Source organism: Vibrio sp. A8-1, from assembly GCF_013048685.1.
In the GTDB taxonomy this organism is placed as follows: Bacteria; Pseudomonadota; Gammaproteobacteria; order Enterobacterales; family Vibrionaceae; genus Vibrio; species Vibrio metschnikovii.
In genome coordinates this window covers 106,897-124,518 of sequence record NZ_VHTC01000007.1, presented here as the reverse complement: position 1 = coordinate 124,518, position 17,622 = coordinate 106,897, and the positions used below count along the sequence as shown (strand labels likewise).

12 protein-coding genes and 1 tRNA gene are annotated in these 17,622 nt (G+C 43.5%); 8 read left to right on the top strand and 5 right to left on the bottom strand.

The genetic code is table 11. From position 1 onward, the window contains the following. The first annotated feature begins 177 nt into the window (after positions 1-177). Positions 178-254 (top strand) — tRNA-Arg (locus tag FKN93_RS05845). A gap of 43 nt (positions 255-297) precedes the next feature. Here the strand turns inward: FKN93_RS05845 and FKN93_RS05840 are convergent. Beyond that, positions 298-1,854: a PAS domain-containing methyl-accepting chemotaxis protein gene (locus tag FKN93_RS05840; protein WP_158138138.1), complete on the bottom strand. Its 1,557-nt coding sequence runs from the start codon at positions 1,852-1,854 to the stop codon at positions 298-300. A 221-nt stretch (positions 1,855-2,075) separates the two neighbouring features. Here FKN93_RS05840 and FKN93_RS05835 point away from each other — a divergent pair, with 221 nt between their 5' ends. Further along, on the top strand, positions 2,076-2,855 hold the full coding sequence (locus FKN93_RS05835; RefSeq protein ID WP_170904670.1) for an EAL domain-containing protein: 780 nt from the start codon (positions 2,076-2,078) through the stop codon (positions 2,853-2,855). A gap of 111 nt (positions 2,856-2,966) precedes the next feature. Here the strand turns inward: FKN93_RS05835 and FKN93_RS05830 are convergent, their stop codons facing one another. The 3 genes from FKN93_RS05830 to FKN93_RS05820 form a co-directional block, all read right to left on the bottom strand. After that, complete coding sequence (locus FKN93_RS05830) at positions 2,967-4,232, bottom strand: SLC13 family permease (protein ID WP_170904669.1); 1,266 nt, start codon at positions 4,230-4,232, stop codon at positions 2,967-2,969. Between the two features lie 411 nt (positions 4,233-4,643). Next, entirely contained in the window at positions 4,644-5,075 is a 432-nt protein-coding gene (locus FKN93_RS05825; protein WP_170904668.1) for a thioesterase family protein, read from the bottom strand. Positions 5,076-5,260: 185 nt separating this feature from the next. Then, complete coding sequence (locus tag FKN93_RS05820) at positions 5,261-6,793, bottom strand: bifunctional GNAT family N-acetyltransferase/carbon-nitrogen hydrolase family protein (RefSeq protein ID WP_004395651.1); 1,533 nt, start codon at positions 6,791-6,793, stop codon at positions 5,261-5,263. A 267-nt stretch (positions 6,794-7,060) separates the two neighbouring features. Between FKN93_RS05820 and FKN93_RS05815 the strand changes: the two genes are divergently transcribed. Then, positions 7,061-7,834, top strand: a complete 774-nt coding sequence (locus FKN93_RS05815; protein ID WP_170904667.1) for a sugar transporter — start codon at positions 7,061-7,063, stop codon at positions 7,832-7,834. Positions 7,835-7,936: 102 nt separating this feature from the next. Here FKN93_RS05815 and FKN93_RS05810 read toward each other — a convergent pair whose 3' ends face one another. Beyond that, positions 7,937-9,304 (bottom strand): L-serine ammonia-lyase, encoded by a 1,368-nt coding sequence (locus tag FKN93_RS05810; RefSeq protein WP_158138145.1) that lies wholly within the window; start codon positions 9,302-9,304, stop codon positions 7,937-7,939. A 338-nt stretch (positions 9,305-9,642) separates the two neighbouring features. Between FKN93_RS05810 and FKN93_RS05805 the strand changes: the two genes are divergently transcribed. From FKN93_RS05805 to lon, 5 genes are all read left to right on the top strand, one after another. After that, on the top strand, positions 9,643-11,112 hold the full coding sequence (locus FKN93_RS05805; RefSeq protein WP_170904666.1) for a protein adenylyltransferase SelO: 1,470 nt from the start codon (positions 9,643-9,645) through the stop codon (positions 11,110-11,112). Positions 11,113-11,681: 569 nt separating this feature from the next. Then, entirely contained in the window at positions 11,682-12,983 is a 1,302-nt protein-coding gene (gene tig / locus FKN93_RS05800) for a trigger factor (RefSeq protein ID WP_154168638.1), read from the top strand. A 109-nt stretch (positions 12,984-13,092) separates the two neighbouring features. Beyond that, on the top strand, positions 13,093-13,719 hold the full coding sequence (gene clpP, locus FKN93_RS05795; protein ID WP_170904665.1) for an ATP-dependent Clp endopeptidase proteolytic subunit ClpP: 627 nt from the start codon (positions 13,093-13,095) through the stop codon (positions 13,717-13,719). A gap of 83 nt (positions 13,720-13,802) precedes the next feature. Next, the gene (gene clpX / locus FKN93_RS05790; protein ID WP_004395645.1) at positions 13,803-15,083 is read left to right on the top strand and encodes an ATP-dependent protease ATP-binding subunit ClpX; all 1,281 of its coding nucleotides are present in this window, start codon (positions 13,803-13,805) and stop codon (positions 15,081-15,083) included. Positions 15,084-15,203: 120 nt separating this feature from the next. After that, positions 15,204-17,555: an endopeptidase La gene (gene lon / locus FKN93_RS05785; RefSeq protein ID WP_004395644.1), complete on the top strand. Its 2,352-nt coding sequence runs from the start codon at positions 15,204-15,206 to the stop codon at positions 17,553-17,555. The last annotated feature ends 67 nt before the right edge of the window (positions 17,556-17,622 follow it).

Genomic DNA, 17,622 nt, shown 5'->3' with positions numbered 1-17,622 from the left:
TGAGTCATGCTATTTTAGTAAGACGTTATGTGGTTGGCTGACGATAACATCGTGAGTTATGTACTCGTTAATCCGTTTTAAAGTAGTACTTTTGCTTTATATTTAGGCACTTGATAGAAAATAACGGTCAAAAGCGTTGATTTACGCGCTTGAACTCGTATAATCCTTTCCCGTAACGCGCCCTTAGCTCAGCTGGATAGAGCACCTGCCTTCTAAGCAGGTGGTCACAGGTTCGAATCCTGTAGGGCGTGCCATATTTAAGCCCCAGTACTTGTACTGGGGCTTTTTGATCGGCGCTTATTGTTTGAAGCGCACGACAAGTTCATGCAAATCGTCCGAGACTTTATCGACATCATTAATACAGTCATTCAACTGATTTGCACTCCGTTGGGTGGATGCCGCTAAGTTTGAAATATTGACGATTTGTTGATTAACGTCCTCTGCTACATGAGCTTGCTGCTCAACCGCAGTAGCAATTTGTGCTGACATATCAGCAATCTGCTCAACGGTCTGTGAAATACCTTCCAATACTTCACTACTTTTTAAGACGTATCCTAGTCCTTCTTCAGCATTTTGCACGCCTACTTTGGATACGTTTACTGCTTGCTGAGCTCGACCGGTCAGCTCAGAAATAATATTGTGGATATCTTGCGTTGATTGCTGAGTTCGAGTCGCTAATACGCGTACCTCATCAGCGACGACAGCAAAACCTCGTCCTTGCTCTCCAGCTCTTGCCGCTTCGATAGCCGCATTAAGTGCTAATAGATTTGTTTGTTCAGCAATATTTTCAATGATTTGGGCGACTTGAGCAATTTTTGTGGTCTGCTCAGAAACACTTTCAACAGAGTGACCAATCTGCTGCACCGTTTGTTTGAGCTTTTCAATTGAATCTCGAGTAATGTGGGCCGTTGTGACGCCGTTTTGAGTCAACGTATTGGCTGTTGATGCTTGCCCCGCCGTATTATTAACATGCTCGGAAACATCATTGATTGAAGTGCTCATTTGGTTCATCGCCGCAGCGACAGTCTCGGTTTCGGCTTGCTGGCGTATGATTTCTTTACGGGCGCTTTGAGTTAAGCTTTGCCCACGCTTCATGCCCGATGAAACGTCACTGGCCGCGTTTTCAATTCGCGCCAAAATGGTACTTAGATGAGCGGCTTGACTGTGGAGGGAGACTTTAATCGTTCCTAGATCGCCACTATCGTCTGTATAAGTGCTGACCGCTAACGGGTGACTAAATGAGTTTTTCAGTAGTGCGCTGAGTGATGCAAACATTTTCTTGCGTGCGTATGATACCCAGCCTGAGAAAATAACAACACTGAGCAGAAGAAATCGCTCAGAGAGTTGGGGATAACCCAAATGCCATAGTACGATAGCGAACAAGAAAGCGATGCTTAACCATAGATATTCAGGGTTTGCGATAAAAGTGAGTGGTTTTGTCGATTTTCCAGACTTAATGCGTTGATAAAATTTTTCTGCTCTGGCAACTGCTTGTCTCTCTGGACTGGAGCGGACGGATTCATAACCGACGACTTTTCCATTTTTAGTAATAGGAGTAACGTAGGCATCTACCCAGTAAAAATCGCCATTTTTACAGCGGTTTTTCACCAATCCCATCCAAGGCTTTCCTGCTTTTAGATATTGCCACATTACCTCAAATGCTTCAGCGGGCATGTCGGGATGGCGTACGATATTATGCGGTTGACCAATTAGCTCGTTCTTGCTGAAACCACTGATGTCGACGAAGGCATCGTTACATTCCAAAATAATACCTTGGGTGTCGGTCACCGTAATTAATTTGGTTTTTGGGTCAAAGGTTTTTTCTTTATTGGTCGTTGGTTGGTTATTACGCATAACGATATCCTAAGCAAGGGGATGCAGTGAATCAAATCGTTTCTATTAATAAGCGTAATACAAATTTCATAATCGGCTATGGCGTAATAGGGTAAATCCACTCGCTTATTTAAAAATAGGATCAGAATCGGTTCGGTTTACTTTTAAAGAATCGCAGGTTTTGCTTGATTATTATGCTACTATTTTCTGGTGTATAAGTTTGTTTGATAAGGCTCGTTGTTATGACTTCTTGCTCTGATCCTCTTTCTCGTGTGAGTTGTGCTCACTGCCAATCTCATGATGGACTGGAATTTTCATTTACGATGGCTTTTCAGCCGATCATTGATGTTAAAAATCGGACGATTTTTGGCTATGAAGCATTGGTGAGAGGCGAGCAGGAGCAGTCTGCTTACTCAATAATTTCTCAAATTAATGAGCATAACCGTTATTTGTTTGATCAAACTTGCCGAGTGAAGGCGATTCAGCTCGCTAGCCAATTAGGGTTAGATTCGATGTTGAGTATCAATTTTTTACCGAATGCGATTTATCAACCAGAACGCTGTTTGCGGACAACGATAGAAGCTGCTCAACGCTATGATTTTCCTATCTCCCAGATTTTATTTGAATTTACTGAAGTTGAAAAATTTGAAGATACGACACACGTTAAACGAGTAGTGGAGTATTATAAATCGTTGGGCTTTTTAACCGCGATTGATGATTTCGGTTCTGGCTATTCTGGATTGAATCTCTTGGCTGATTTTCAAACCAATATCGTTAAATTAGACATGCAGTTAATTCGTGGTATTGATGTGGATCTGACCCGACAAAGTATAGTGCGTAACTGTTTAACGATGTTTAAAGATCTGAATATTACACCGTTGGCCGAAGGGGTTGAAACGCTGGCGGAGTTGGGCTGTTTAATCGCACTGGGCGTTCCATTAATTCAAGGTTATGTCTTTGCTAAACCTGGTTTTGAGCGCTTACCTAAACCGGATATAGACTATATATTGAATAGCCTATAGCGGTGAAGACGAAATCGTATCGCATAAAAACGCTAAGTTACAAAGTTACTTAGCGTTTTTTTGTTATTTTATCTCAGATATCCGTTTAAAGGGATTCTGTTAGGCTTCGTTTTAAATAATGACAACAATCGCCAATAGCACCAATAATCCCCCCAAAATAGAAGGGCGTTGGAAGCGGTTCGCCGCTTTTAGCTCTGAACCAGGTACAACGGGCACGGTGGTTGAAAGAGCAGCAACGGGACCCCCTGTTAAGAAGTACTGCATAACCGCACAACCACCAGCAGCGGCCGCGGCGGCGGCAAGTGGAGAAACATCGTATTTCAGTACAATCGTCAGAAATGGTAATACAATCGCTGCTGATGCTGCGTTTGATTGAGTGATCAAACCAGCAATCGCTGACACTAACAACATTACCACGATCGGTGCGTAGTTAAGCGCAGGATCAAACCAGTTGGCGACTATGTCTACGACACCAACATTACGAATGACAGTTGACATAAATAAGAAGCCGATAGTCGCAATGAGCGGGATAGCAACTCGTTGTACGCCTTCAAGCATCATTGACTCAGCTTGTCCTAGTGGTGTTTTGGCTAAAATGGCGACTAACAAAGCAGAGAACACACCAACTAAAAACACTGGATAACCGATAGTAAAACCAATCACCAAAGCAATGAAAGGTAAAATAGCGATTAAAAAGCTTTTGTCTTCATATTTATCTTTAATGTCTTGCAAAATGGCATTGATTTGCTCTTGGGTATAAGTAATACTACTACGTTTTTGCTCAACGCGTAGACGCCAAAAGCTGATCGCAATAATTGATAAAGCGGTCACCGCACCAATGACGTTGATCATACCAAAGCCAATACCAGCAGTGGCGATGACAGCAAGTAGGGTTGGGTGAGTGAATCCACCAAAGTTACCTAAGTGACCGGCATGCGCTTGTAATCCTGCGACTTTATCTGGATTAACACCGAGTTTAATCGCGGCAGGACCAGTAATGACCGCAGTAATAGCGGGTTGGGTAAAACCAGTCAGACCACCAATCACGCCAGCAGCGACGGTTCCTGCACTGGCAATGCCAGGGCCTCCTCCAAAGCGGCTACCCAACAAAATGATGCGTTGAATAATCACGTTGAGGAAGCCGGTTTTTTCCATGACACCAATAAAAAGTAATACACCCGCCATATCAGCAATCACGGGGTGTAAACTGCCGTTGACCATTTTCAAAACAGTAATATCCGCACCGCCGGTGACGGGGAAACCAGCCAGTAAAGCGGCCAATGTCGAGCCGATAATCGCGGTCATATACAGTGGCGTTCGACCACTGATCATTAATATCAGGGTAAGCCCGATAACTAATTGTGCAATAAGTAACATAGTACCTCTCTTAATTTAGTAATTGATGATCCCTTCTCACTTGCCGTTGCCGAGGTATTGAATGTATCAATGACACTTAATCATAATGTTACCAATCTTAAGGCCACGGATTCACTGACCACCGACTCGCTATCTCATGTTGTCTGGGCATCGAAGATGTTGATGATGAACCATTTTGAGCAGAGAATATCACCACTTCAGAGTTAGATAATGAGTATAAAGTGTTATAAAAAGTAATTACCTAGTGTTTCAGTCTGTAAGATGAGGAAACTATACCGAATTAAAGGGGGTTAATGATGACAATGATCATGGTTGTTGCCGAAAAGAGACGGCCTTTCTCGGAGAAAGGCCGTTTTGTCTAATAGCTCTCAAAATCATCTTAAAGCGATGTCAGGGAGAAGGTGGTTGGAATCACGATGTTGCTTCAATCGTATTAATGGCGTGGATCAGTTTGTCGGATAGGTGAGCTTTTTGTCCGTTTTTGAAGTTAAACATGACTACGGTCGCCGAGCCTGTCGTGGTCACTTTGCCGATCTTTTTACTGACCGCTTGATATTCCATAGTAAAACGATCGCTTTGAATATCAACTACACGTGAACCAATCAGTAAGGTATCAGGAAAGGTGACCGGAATTTTGTAACGGCATTGGGTTTCACTTAGCACTGGGCCGATACCTGTACTTTGCGTTTCTTCCATCAGGGCAACTTGTTTGAAATAGTCGATACGCGCGGTTTCAAAATAACGAAAGTAAACCACATTGTTCACATGCTGTAGCGCATCCATTTCTCCCCAAGCCACAGGGATTTCAGTAATAACCGGAAAATCAGCGAGTAAATGTTCCATAAAAGTTAGTTCCTATGTGCGTGTGACAGGGTATTCTAACGTGAACGGAATGAATGATGGTGAGTTTGGTAACATTAATTTAACGTTTTGAGGGGTGAGTAGCAAAGTTAAAGACAACCTACGGTGAATAATTTCATTTTTAACAGTAGGTTGTCTTGAGTGCGTGTCATTTTGTTAAGAGAAGGTTAGTTTTTGGGGTGAGTAAATCCACCGTACAGATCCATACGACGATGGCGTAAATTAGTCACTGAGCCTTCAGTATTGAGCTGCTTCAGTTTATCGAGATCAACATCGGCAAAAATGATCATTTCGGTGTTAGGACTTGCTTCAGTGATCGTTGCATCGTGTGGGAAAAAAACATCGGACGGTGAAAATACAGCCGATTGCGCATATTGAATATCGACATTATCAACCCGTGGCAGGTTACCGACGCTTCCCCCGATAGCTACATAACACTCATTTTCAATCGCTCTGGCTTGCGAGCAAAGCCGCACACGTTGATAGCCATTTTTGGTATCTGTCCAAAATGGCACAAAAATAATTTGCACATCTTGCTCTGCTAACATCCTTCCTAGTTCTGGAAATTCACTATCATAACAAATTAAAATCCCCACTCGTCCGGCATCGGTTTCAAATACGCGGACTTGATTGCCTCCATCAATTACCCAGTCACGTTTTTCATGGGGAGTAATGTGTATTTTGTATTGTTCGTCGATAGAACCATCACGATGCAGCAAATACGCTACGTTATACAATTGACCATTTTCTAACACTGGCATGCTGCCAGCAATAATATTGATGTTGTAAGTGACGGCCAGCTTTGAGAAATGATGTTTGATTTGTTCACTAAAAGAAGCAAGAAAACGAATCGCTTCGACGCTGTTTTGTTCACGTTTTAATCCCATCAGTGGCGCATTAAAAAACTCCGGGAACAGGGCAAAGTCGGCTTGATATTTGGCTAATGAATCAATGAAAAACTCAGCTTGATCGAGCAAATCCTCTACGCCATCAACGGCGCGCATTTGCCACTGGATGATACCAATACGAACCAGCGTTTTTTCAACGTCGTGTACCGACTGAATATCTGCCTCATAGAAAAAATTATCCCATTCTAATAATGTTGCGTAGCCTTTTGAGTGGTCATCTTCTGGGAGATAATGGCGCATGATACGCTTAACATCAAAATCGTTCGCTAATTGAAAAGAGAGGATCGGGTCGTGTAACTCACGGCGTTTTACTTTTTCAATATAGTCAGCAACGGGCATTTGATCGGCGTGTTGAGCATAGCCTGGTATACGTCCACCCGCTAAAATCGCCTTAAGGTTATTACTGCGGCATAACTCCTTTCTCGCCGCGTACAACCGTCGCCCTAAACGTAAACCACGATAATCAGGATGGACAAATACATCCAAGCCATAGAGAGCATCACCGCTGGTTTTATGCTGAATGACATTATGTTCACTGATAATGTCAGTGTAGACATGCGGTAGAGAGAATCGGTTGTAATCGACTTTGATGGTGAGAGCGGCACCGATGATTTTACCATCGTCTTCGATACAAATCTGACCATCGGGAAATTGATGAATGAGATCCATGATCGTCATTCGTGGCCAAGCTCCCCCAACATCGTGGAAAACGAGATCCATCAGTGCGGCTAACTCAGGATAATCGTTCTTTTCAATCACACGCAGAGTTAAGCGTGGCGCGATATTACTCATACTTTATGAACTCCTTTTTTAACCATACTGGCTAATTTATTGGCGCGATTCAAGGTTAAAGATAGTGAGCTATCTATTCGTTACCGCATTAGGTGGTGTCGATAGGGTTAATTTTATAACAGAAATGTCATTAACTTGTCGCACAACCTGGATGCTTGTTACGCGATTGCCGCTGAAAAAATAGTCACCATGGTCCATAGTACTAGCTTATTTTTCGTCAACCGATAGATGACATTTATCGGTTTACCATACATTGAGGTAACACTCATGAAGTCCTGTCCATTACCGCTTTTATATACTTTAGTCAGCGCGGCTCAGCTGATTAAACGTCAATGGCGGAAATTTTTATGGCTCTCTTGGCCACACTTAGTGATCACTCAGTTAGGGGGATGGCTTCTTTCCAATCCGTTTTTCTCTGAGCAAATGCCTTTGGTGTTCCTAACGGGGGTAGTAATGATTGGTGTGACGGCTTGGGTTACCGTCAGAATGCACAGAGCTATTTTACTCGATCATTCATTCGAGATAAAGAATCCACAACCCGTCTCTGGGCTAAGAGAATTGAGAGTCATCGGTTATTGGTTATTGCTATTTTCGGGATTATTGGTACTTATTTTTCTATTAACTTTCTCAGTCATGATTCTATTTGAACTCTCTTTCTTTGGTTTAGCGTTGCTGTTTTTGCTATTGGCTGTACCGGTTATTTGGTTATTTTCTCGCTGCCTATTAGTGATCCCTGCGGTATCGATCGACGATGAACCACGCGGGCTCATTACCGCATGGCGTTTGTCTCAGCCTTATCAGATATCGCTGTTTTTGCTCGTTGGTGTGTTACCACTAGGGGTTGGGTTCGTGGTGTATCAGTCAGCCCAATGGCATCAAAGTGTCAGTTTTTCATTGTTGGTGAATATATTGGGTTATGCATTTTGGATCTACGAGCTGTGTCTATTGTCGCTCAGTTATCGATGGATTAAACAGCGTAAACAGATCGATAACATGCTTGATACCTCGTCAAATAAACCGTCTTTACTGATTAAAGAATAATGTTGGTATGGGTAGAAGCGTCATTCATATAGATAAGAGCCATCCTTGGTTCGCATCTGCATCTATCTATCTATCTATCTATCTATCGTGTCAGGGTAAGCATTATTCGCAAGGGGGGGCTAAGTGAATTAACGCTAAACCGCCCAACGCCGTTTCACGATATTTTTTATTCATGTCTTTCCCTGTTTGGAACATGGTTTCAATCACTTTATCTAAAGAGATTAAGCACTTACTTGTGCGTTTCAGTGCCATGCGAGAGGCATTAATCGCTTTAACGGCGCCCATCGCATTACGTTCAATACAAGGAACTTGCACTAAGCCACCAATTGGGTCACATGTCATTCCTAGTGAATGTTCCATGGCAATTTCTGCTGCCATACAAATTTGCTCATTACTGCCGCCACGTAATGACGTTAATCCTGCCGCCGCCATCGAAGAGGATACGCCTATTTCTCCCTGGCAACCGACTTCGGCTCCTGAAATGGAGGCATTCATTTTATATAGCATACCAATTGCCCCCGCGACGGCGAGAAAATCTTTAATTTGTTTAAGATCCAAAGGGCGAATAAAGCGATGATAGTACATCAGTACTGCGGGAATGACTCCGGCTGCGCCATTGGTTGGGGAAGTGACGACCTGACCTCCAGCCGCATTTTCTTCACTGACAGCAAAAGCAAATAAGTTAATCCAATCCATGACTTCTAATGGGTCTTGTTCTGTGGACGCATTGGCTTCGAGTTTTTTCAAGAGCGCAGGTGCTCGGCGAGTCACATTAAGTCCGCCTTCTAAAATGCCTTCGGTTTCAAACCCTCGTTCCATGCAAGAGGACATCACTTGCCAAATCTGTTCTGATTTTCGATCGATCTCTTGCCCATCACGCAAAGCAAGTTCATTGCGAAGAACGAGACCGGCGAGACTAAGCCCATTACGTTGCGCTTTGTTGAGCAAGTCATCGGCACAGGTAAAAGGAAATTCAACGTTAATGGGTGAAGCGGCGTGACCATGTTCAAGTTGCGCAGCGGTAGCAATAAACCCACCACCAATTGAGTAGTAAGTTTCAAAAGCGACAAGGCGATGTTGCTGATCAAACGCGCTAAACGTTAGGCCATTTTCATGTAAAGGTAAGCTCTGTGGATGAAAAAGGAGATCATCTTGATGAGAAAAAGGGATGTTTTTTTTACCTGCTAAATTTAACGTAGCGGTTTGTTGAATGGTGTGTAAATCCATCTTCGCTTGTGTGATATCAATAGTATCTGGCTGATTACCGAGTAGTCCGAGTAATACCGCGCGATCGGTATGGTGACCTTTTCCGGTCAATGCTAATGAGCCATACAAATCAATCTGGACTCTGGTCACTAGCGATATATCCTCAATCAAGGATAAAAATTGAAAGCCAGCGATCATCGGTCCGTTGGTATGAGAGCTGGATGGCCCAACACCAACTTTAAAAATATCAAATATTGACAACATAATGTTTCCCTTATTGGTGTAATGCACTCGGCTACGTTTAGTGAGTATATACCCTTCCAACTTGAAGCTGCAGCGGTGTGAGCGGCGTTTGTTTATCTCTATCACATCGTGTCTATGTTCATCGGGCTTCACTCACTTGCCACTTCGCTGCGACTCCTCGTTATTCGGGGATAGCGCTCTTTTTCTTGTCATACTGAAAGCGACGCTGCGTTCAGCGCAAGGTTGTTTTGATGAGTGTTATCCATCGAAAACCGAGTGTGCAGAGGATAATATAAAACCTAGTATTTTACTCAAGTATTTGCTATTTTTCGCAAAATACCACCAAAAGAGCAGCATTGATGTCTATCTGGCAAACCACGACACTGACCAATCGTTACCATGCGTTACCCAAGGTTTTTTATCGAGAAGTAATGCCTCAACCGCTCGATAATCCAAAATGGATAGCATGGAATGCGGAATTCGCTACTCAGTTCGGTTTACCCGATCAACCCGATCAAGAACTGCTTGTTTGTTTCTCTGGGCTACAGATGCCGGAGAGTTTTAAACCATTGGCAATGAAATACGCGGGTCATCAATTCGGGGTTTATAATCCAGATTTAGGCGATGGGCGAGGTGTGCTATTAGCCGAAATAACCAGTCTCTCAGGGGAAGTCTTTGATCTGCATTTAAAAGGTGCTGGGCTTACCCCTTATTCACGGATGGGGGATGGGCGTGCGGTCTTACGTTCGACAATCCGTGAGTATTTATGTAGCGAGGCGATGGCGGGATTAGGCATTGCCACCACTCGAGCGCTGGGGATGATGGTTAGTGATACGCTAGTCTATCGTGAGCAAGCAGAAAAAGGCGCTTTATTAGTCAGAATAAGCCAAAGCCACGTGCGTTTTGGTCACTTTGAGCATTTCTTTTATACTAATCAAATCAATGAGCTACGTTTATTGGTCGATAAGGTTATCGAGTGGCATTATCCGCAATGTCTGCAAGCGGATAACCCTTATGCTGATTGGTTTGCACAGGTTGTTGAGCGAACCGCAAAGATGATTGCTCAATGGCAAGCGGTCGGTTTCGCTCATGGGGTGATGAATACGGATAATATGTCTATTCTTGGACAAACGTTTGATTATGGTCCTTTTGGGTTTTTAGATGATTATGACCCAAGTTTTATTTGTAACCACTCGGATTATCAAGGCCGTTATGCCTTTAATCAGCAACCAAGAATAGGTTTATGGAATCTGTCTGCTTTAGCACACGCTGTATCACCACTTATTGACCGCGGAGATTTAGAACAAGCATTGAGCCGTTATGAACCGCTACTTAATCAATATTTTAGCGAGCTAATGCGTCAGAAACTAGGCTTATTGACTCAGCAGCCTGGGGACAGTGAGTTATTCGAACAGCTATTTACGTTACTCGCGAAACATCGAGTCGACTACACGCGTTTTATGCGTCAGTTATCGTGTTTAGATCATGCTGATGAACAAAGCGTTATCGATCTCGTTGCTGATAGAGACGCTGGTCAGCGGTGGCTAGAGCATTATCTGCAGCGTTGTCAGCAAGAGAAAGACGCTCAAGGCCATTTAGTCTCGATCTCTCAACGTTGTGCCACGATGCGCAACCATAATCCGAAATACATTTTACGAAATTACTTGGCACAGATCGCAATTGAACGCGCTGAGCAGGGGGACTATCGTGAATTGGAGCGGTTAACCAACGTATTACGTCACCCTTTTTCTGAACAAGTCGAGAACGAGCATTATGCTCAATTGCCGCCCGATTGGGGAAAGACGCTGTCGATAAGCTGCTCTTCTTAGCTTATGATCTCTTGCACCTCGAGGTTACTATCGGTCTTTTTTAAGTAGGACCTTCATCCTATTCTCATCTCGACGATGCCTTGTTGACTATAGACTCGTCATTACGGTGGGACCGTCGAGTGTCGAATTTTTTAAAGTATAAAAGTAAGAGCAAGATCTCTTTTTATCGATTTGGATAAAAAAAGACCTCGATTCTCTTGAAAAAGCCTTTATTGTCCCCATTTCGATTACAGCGTGTTGAAACGAGGTGATGGATTTTTTAGCACTTAGGCGAGTTTTTATCAGATTGACGGGTTCCGGCTTGGGGTTTAACTCGACAGCAAAAGCTTGGGTCGGTAGAATGTCGCGTCTAAATTTTTGTCCTGAGACTAATCAGAGATACCTTTATTCGGCGCAAATCGGCAAAGATATCACTCATTAGTCCGGCGTGAAGGTGAGTTAACTGGATACGCCGATGCTCCATGTTTTATCGCTAAGTGTTCAATCGAGCACCACACAAGGATGCAGCCAGTCAACGTATTGGCTCATGATGCTCAGTAATACTGAGCCAGTTTTGAGGTTTATAAATAATGCAAGTTACTGTTGAAACGCTAGAAGGCCTAGAGCGCCGTCTCAATATTACTGTTCCAGCTGCAAACATCGAAGATGCGGTGACAGCGGAACTACGCAACATCGCGAAAAACCGTCGTTTTGATGGTTTCCGTAAAGGCAAAGTGCCAATGAAAATGGTTGCTAAGATGTACGGCAAAGCAGTACGTCAAGATATGCTTGGTGAAGTGATGCAGCGTCACTTTATCGAAGCTATCGTAAAAGAAAAAATCAACCCAGCGGGCGCACCAACGTTTGCTCCTGTTTCAATGGAAGAAGGCCAAGATTTGGTATTCACCGCTACTTTTGAAGTTTATCCAGAAGTTGAGTTGAAAGGTTTAGAAAACATTACGGTAGAAAAACCAGCAGCAGAAGTGACCGACGCCGACGTCGCTGAAATGCTAGAAACGCTTCGTAAGCAGCAAGCGACTTGGGTAGAAGTGGATGAAGCGGCTGAAGAAGGTAAGCGTGTTTCTATCGACTTCATCGGTTCGATTGACGGTGAAGAGTTTGAAGGCGGCAAAGCGGAAAACTTCCCACTAGAAATGGGCGCAGGCCGTATGATCCCTGGTTTTGAAGACGGTATTGCTGGAAAAACCAAAGGCATGGAATTTGAAATCGACGTGACTTTCCCAGAAGATTACCATGCGGAAAATCTAAAAGGTAAAGCGGCTAAGTTTGCTATCAAAGTAAACAAAGTTGAAGCTCGTGAGCTACCAGAATTGAACGATGAATTTGTTGCTAAATTTGGCGTTGCAGACGGTGGTCTTGAAGGTCTTAAAGCTGAAGTTCGCAAAAACATGGAACGTGAGCTAAAGCAAGCCATCAAAACACGCGTTAAAGAGCAAGCGATTGAAGGCTTAGTAAAAGAGAACGAACTACTGGTTCCTTCTGCTTTGGTTGACCAAGAAATCAACGTACTACGTCAGCAAGCAGCCCAACGTTTTGGTGGTAACACTGAAGCGGCTAACCAACTTCCACGTGAGCTATTTGAAGAACAAGCGAAACGCCGTGTTGTTGTTGGCCTACTACTTGGTGAAGTGATCCGTACTCAAGAGCTGAAAGCGGATGAAGAGAAAGTAAAAGCGATCATCGAAGAGATGGCCACCGCTTATGAAGATCCAAGTGAAGTGATTGCTTACTACCAGCAAAATGAGCAAATGATGAACAACATGCGCAATGTAGCTCTAGAAGAGCAAGCGATTGATGCCATCATTGCCAAAGCACAAGTAACGGAAAAAACCGTTAGCTTTAATGAGCTAATGAACCCAGAAGCGGCTTAATTTTAGTCGGTGATCAGCAAGAAGGGTTGACGAAACCTCGACTCTTCTGCTAACAATGGTCCGTGTGATGCCCATCATTCGGGCCATTTATTTTAGGGATATTAAGACTATGAGCTACCAAGAAAAAAATGCAATGTCGCCAATTATTGACGCGCTAGTACCCATGGTGGTGGAACAAACTTCTCGTGGTGAGCGCTCATACGACATCTATTCTCGCTTATTGAAAGACCGTGTTATTTTCCTAACGGGTCAAGTAGAAGATCACATGGCAAATCTTGTCGTGGCTCAACTGCTTTTCTTAGAATCTGAAAATCCAGATAAAGATATTTTTCTATACATCAACTCACCCGGTGGCAGCGTAACCGCAGGTATGTCGATTTATGACACGATGCAGTTTATTAAACCGAATGTAAGTACCCTGTGTGTTGGACAAGCTTGCTCTATGGGTGCTTTTTTATTGGCAGGTGGTGCTCCTGGCAAACGTTACGTTCTGCCTAACTCACGTGTCATGATTCACCAACCACTCGGTGGATTCCAAGGGCAGGCATCGGATATTCAGATCCATGCGCAAGAAATTTTGAGCATCAAGAATAAATTAAATATGCTACTTGCAGAGCATACCGGACAGCCACTAGATGTCATTGAACGTGATACTGACCGAGATAACTTTATGTCAGCGCAGCAAGCAGTCGATTACGGTATTGTTGATGCGATACTTACCCATCGCGGTGAATAACAATCGTAATAATTGATTAACGCAATTTGGGGTAAATTGTTATACACTCAAATTATCAAGAGTAAAGGCTAAGAGGTTAGCGAATGACAGATAAAAGCAAAGAGGGTAGTAGCAGTAAGCTACTGTACTGCTCTTTCTGTGGCAAAAGCCAGCACGAAGTTCGCAAGCTAATCGCAGGTCCTTCAGTCTACATTTGTGATGAATGTGTCGATCTTTGTAACGATATTATTCGTGAAGAGATCAAAGATGTTTTACCGAAGAAAGAGTCGTCGGCGTTACCAACACCGCGTGAAATTCGTGAACATCTTGATGACTATGTGATTGGCCAAGAACACGCGAAAAAAGTGCTCGCTGTTGCGGTATATAACCACTATAAGCGTTTACGTAACGGTGATACGACCAGTGATGGTGTGGAACTCGGTAAAAGTAATATTTTGCTGATCGGTCCAACCGGTAGCGGTAAAACACTGTTGGCAGAAACGTTAGCTCGCTTTTTGGATGTGCCATTTACTATGGCCGATGCTACGACCCTGACGGAAGCGGGTTATGTGGGCGAAGATGTTGAAAACATCATCCAAAAATTGCTACAGAAATGCGATTACGACGTTGCAAAAGCGGAGCGCGGAATCGTGTATATTGATGAAATCGATAAGATTTCACGCAAAGCAGAAAATCCGTCGATCACTCGAGATGTCTCTGGTGAAGGCGTTCAACAAGCACTGCTTAAATTGGTTGAAGGTACCGTTGCTTCTGTTCCGCCACAAGGTGGACGTAAGCATCCTCAGCAAGAGTTTTTACAGGTTGATACCTCCAAAATCCTCTTCATTTGTGGTGGTGCTTTCTCTGGTTTGGATAAGGTGATTGAGCAACGCGTTGCTAAAGGCACTGGGATTGGTTTTGGTGCTGAAGTTCGTTCAAAAGACAACAGTAAGTCATTGAGTGAATTATTCACCCAAGTTGAGCCAGAAGATTTGGTTAAATACGGTCTGATTCCTGAGTTTATTGGTCGTTTACCAGTGACCGCAACCTTGACGGAGTTGGATGAAAAAGCGTTAATTCAAATCTTGTGTGAGCCTAAAAACGCGCTGACTAAACAGTACGCTGCTCTTTTCGAGTTAGAGAAAGCAGAACTTGAATTTCGTGAAGATGCCTTGCGTGCTATCGCTGCTAAAGCGATGAAACGCAAAACAGGAGCACGTGGTTTACGTTCAATTCTCGAAAATGTTCTGTTAGAAACCATGTACGAGCTCCCTTCAATGGCAGACGTTGAAAAAGTCGTGATTGACGAATCCGTCATTAATGGTGAGTCAGAGCCGCTACTTATTTATTCTGGAAATGAGAGTCAGGCAGCAGGCGCTGAGTAAAAAGTGTTCAACCATTTTTAAAAGGAGGTAGTGATACCTCCTTTTTTTAATTCCGTCATTGAATCCAGTCAGTTAGGCCCCATATACTCCGATATACATAAAAGCGGAAGAGAGAATAATATGAACTTGGAACGTTCCGAGCGTATCGAGATCCCAGTACTACCTCTGCGCGATGTGGTGGTATACCCACATATGGTCATTCCTCTGTTTGTTGGCCGTGAAAAATCCATCCAATGCTTAGAAGCAGCGATGGATAACAACAAACAAGTGCTCTTGGTTGCTCAAAAACAAGCTGAAACCGATGAGCCGAAAGTTTCCGATCTATTTGCAGTAGGAACGGTAGCGACCATTCTTCAACTATTAAAACTGCCAGACGGTACGGTCAAGGTTTTGGTTGAAGGCCAGCAGCGCGCGAAAATTAATCAATTTCATGAGGGTGATTTCTTTTCAGCAGAGGCGGAATATCTGCTGACACCAGAGTTGGATGAAAAAGAACAAGAAGTGATTGTTCGCAGTGCGATCAATCAATTTGAAGGCTTTATCAAACTGAATAAGAAAATCCCACCTGAAGTACTTACTTCACTGAATGGGATTGATGAAGCCGCTCGCTTAGCTGATACCATCGCCGCTCACATGCCTTTAAAATTGGTGGATAAGCAAAAAGTATTAGAGATTTTAGACATTTCTGAGCGTTTAGAATTTTTAATGGGGCAAATGGAGTCGGAAATCGATCTGTTACAAGTTGAGAAGCGTATTCGCACTCGAGTGAAAAAACAGATGGAGAAATCTCAGCGTGAGTATTATTTGAATGAGCAAATGAAAGCTATTCAAAAAGAGCTCGGTGAGATGGACGACACGCCTGATGAATTCGAGACTCTGCAAAAGAAAATCGATGATTCAAAAATGCCCAAAGAAGCTCGCGATAAAACTCAGCAAGAGCTACACAAACTCAAAATGATGTCACCGATGTCAGCAGAAGCAACCGTGGTGCGTAGCTACATCGATTGGATGGTCAGCGTGCCTTGGACGAAGCGTTCAAAGGTTAAAAAAGATCTCGCGAAAGCGGAAGAAATCCTTAACGCTGATCATTACGGTTTGAAACGAGTTAAAGAGCGCATCTTAGAGTATCTTGCGGTGCAAACTCGGATCAATAAACTCAAAGGCCCTATCCTATGTTTGGTTGGACCTCCAGGGGTTGGTAAAACGTCATTAGGTCGTTCTATTGCATCAGCAACGGGTCGCCAGTATGTGCGTATGGCACTAGGTGGGGTACGTGATGAGGCGGAGATTCGTGGTCACCGTCGGACTTATATTGGCTCACTGCCTGGAAAATTAATTCAGAAAATGGCTAAGGTTGGGGTAAAAAACCCACTTTTCCTGTTGGACGAAATTGATAAAATGTCTTCAGACATGCGTGGCGATCCTGCTTCAGCGCTGTTAGAAGTTTTGGATCCAGAACAGAACAATTCGTTTAACGACCATTACTTGGAAGTGGATTACGATTTATCTGATGTGATGTTCGTTGCAACATCAAACTCGATGAATATTCCAGGGCCACTGCTGGATCGTATGGAAGTGATTCGCTTGTCTGGTTATACCGAAGATGAGAAGCTCAATATTGCTAAGCGCCATTTGGTGAATAAGCAGATTGAGCGTAATGGACTAAAGCCCAGCGAAATCATCATCGAAGATTCAGCGATCACTGGCATTATTCGCTATTACACGCGTGAAGCTGGTGTGCGTGGACTGGAACGCGAAATTTCGAAAATTTGTCGTAAAGCGGTGAAGAAGATCCTGCTCAATGCCTCAGTGAAAACGGTAACGGTCAACCAAGAAAACTTAAAAGAGTTTTTAGGGGTACAGCGTTTTGATTACGGTAAAGCCGATGATAGTAATCGAATTGGTCAAGTAACGGGGTTAGCGTGGACAGAAGTTGGTGGTGACTTACTGACGATTGAGACTCAATCGATGCCAGGTAAAGGTAAGTTAACCCAAACGGGTTCACTTGGCGATGTGATGCAAGAGTCTATTCAGGCCGCCATGACCGTCGTTCGTTCTCGTGCTGATAAATTAGGCATCAATAGCGATTTTTACGAGAAAAAAGACATCCATGTCCACGTTCCTGAAGGCGCAACTCCGAAGGATGGGCCAAGTGCAGGTATTGCAATGTGTACGGCACTGGTATCTAGCTTAACGGGTAATCCTGTTAAAGCTGAAGTCGCAATGACGGGAGAAATCACGTTACGTGGTGAAGTGCTCCCTATCGGTGGCTTAAAAGAGAAGTTGTTAGCAGCGCATCGTGGCGGCATAAAAATGGTCTTAATTCCAAAAGACAATGAACGTGATTTGGAAGAGATCCCAGATAATGTCATCGCAGATTTACAAGTGATCCCTGTCCAGTGGATCGATGAAGTCTTGCAGCTTGCCTTAGAAAATGACCCAGCTGGGGTTAGTTTTGCTGTTGTAAAATAGTGATGTGTAGCAAAAATAACTAAAAGATTACGCTGATAGGTCGAAAAAGGCTTGTCAGCGTTTTTTT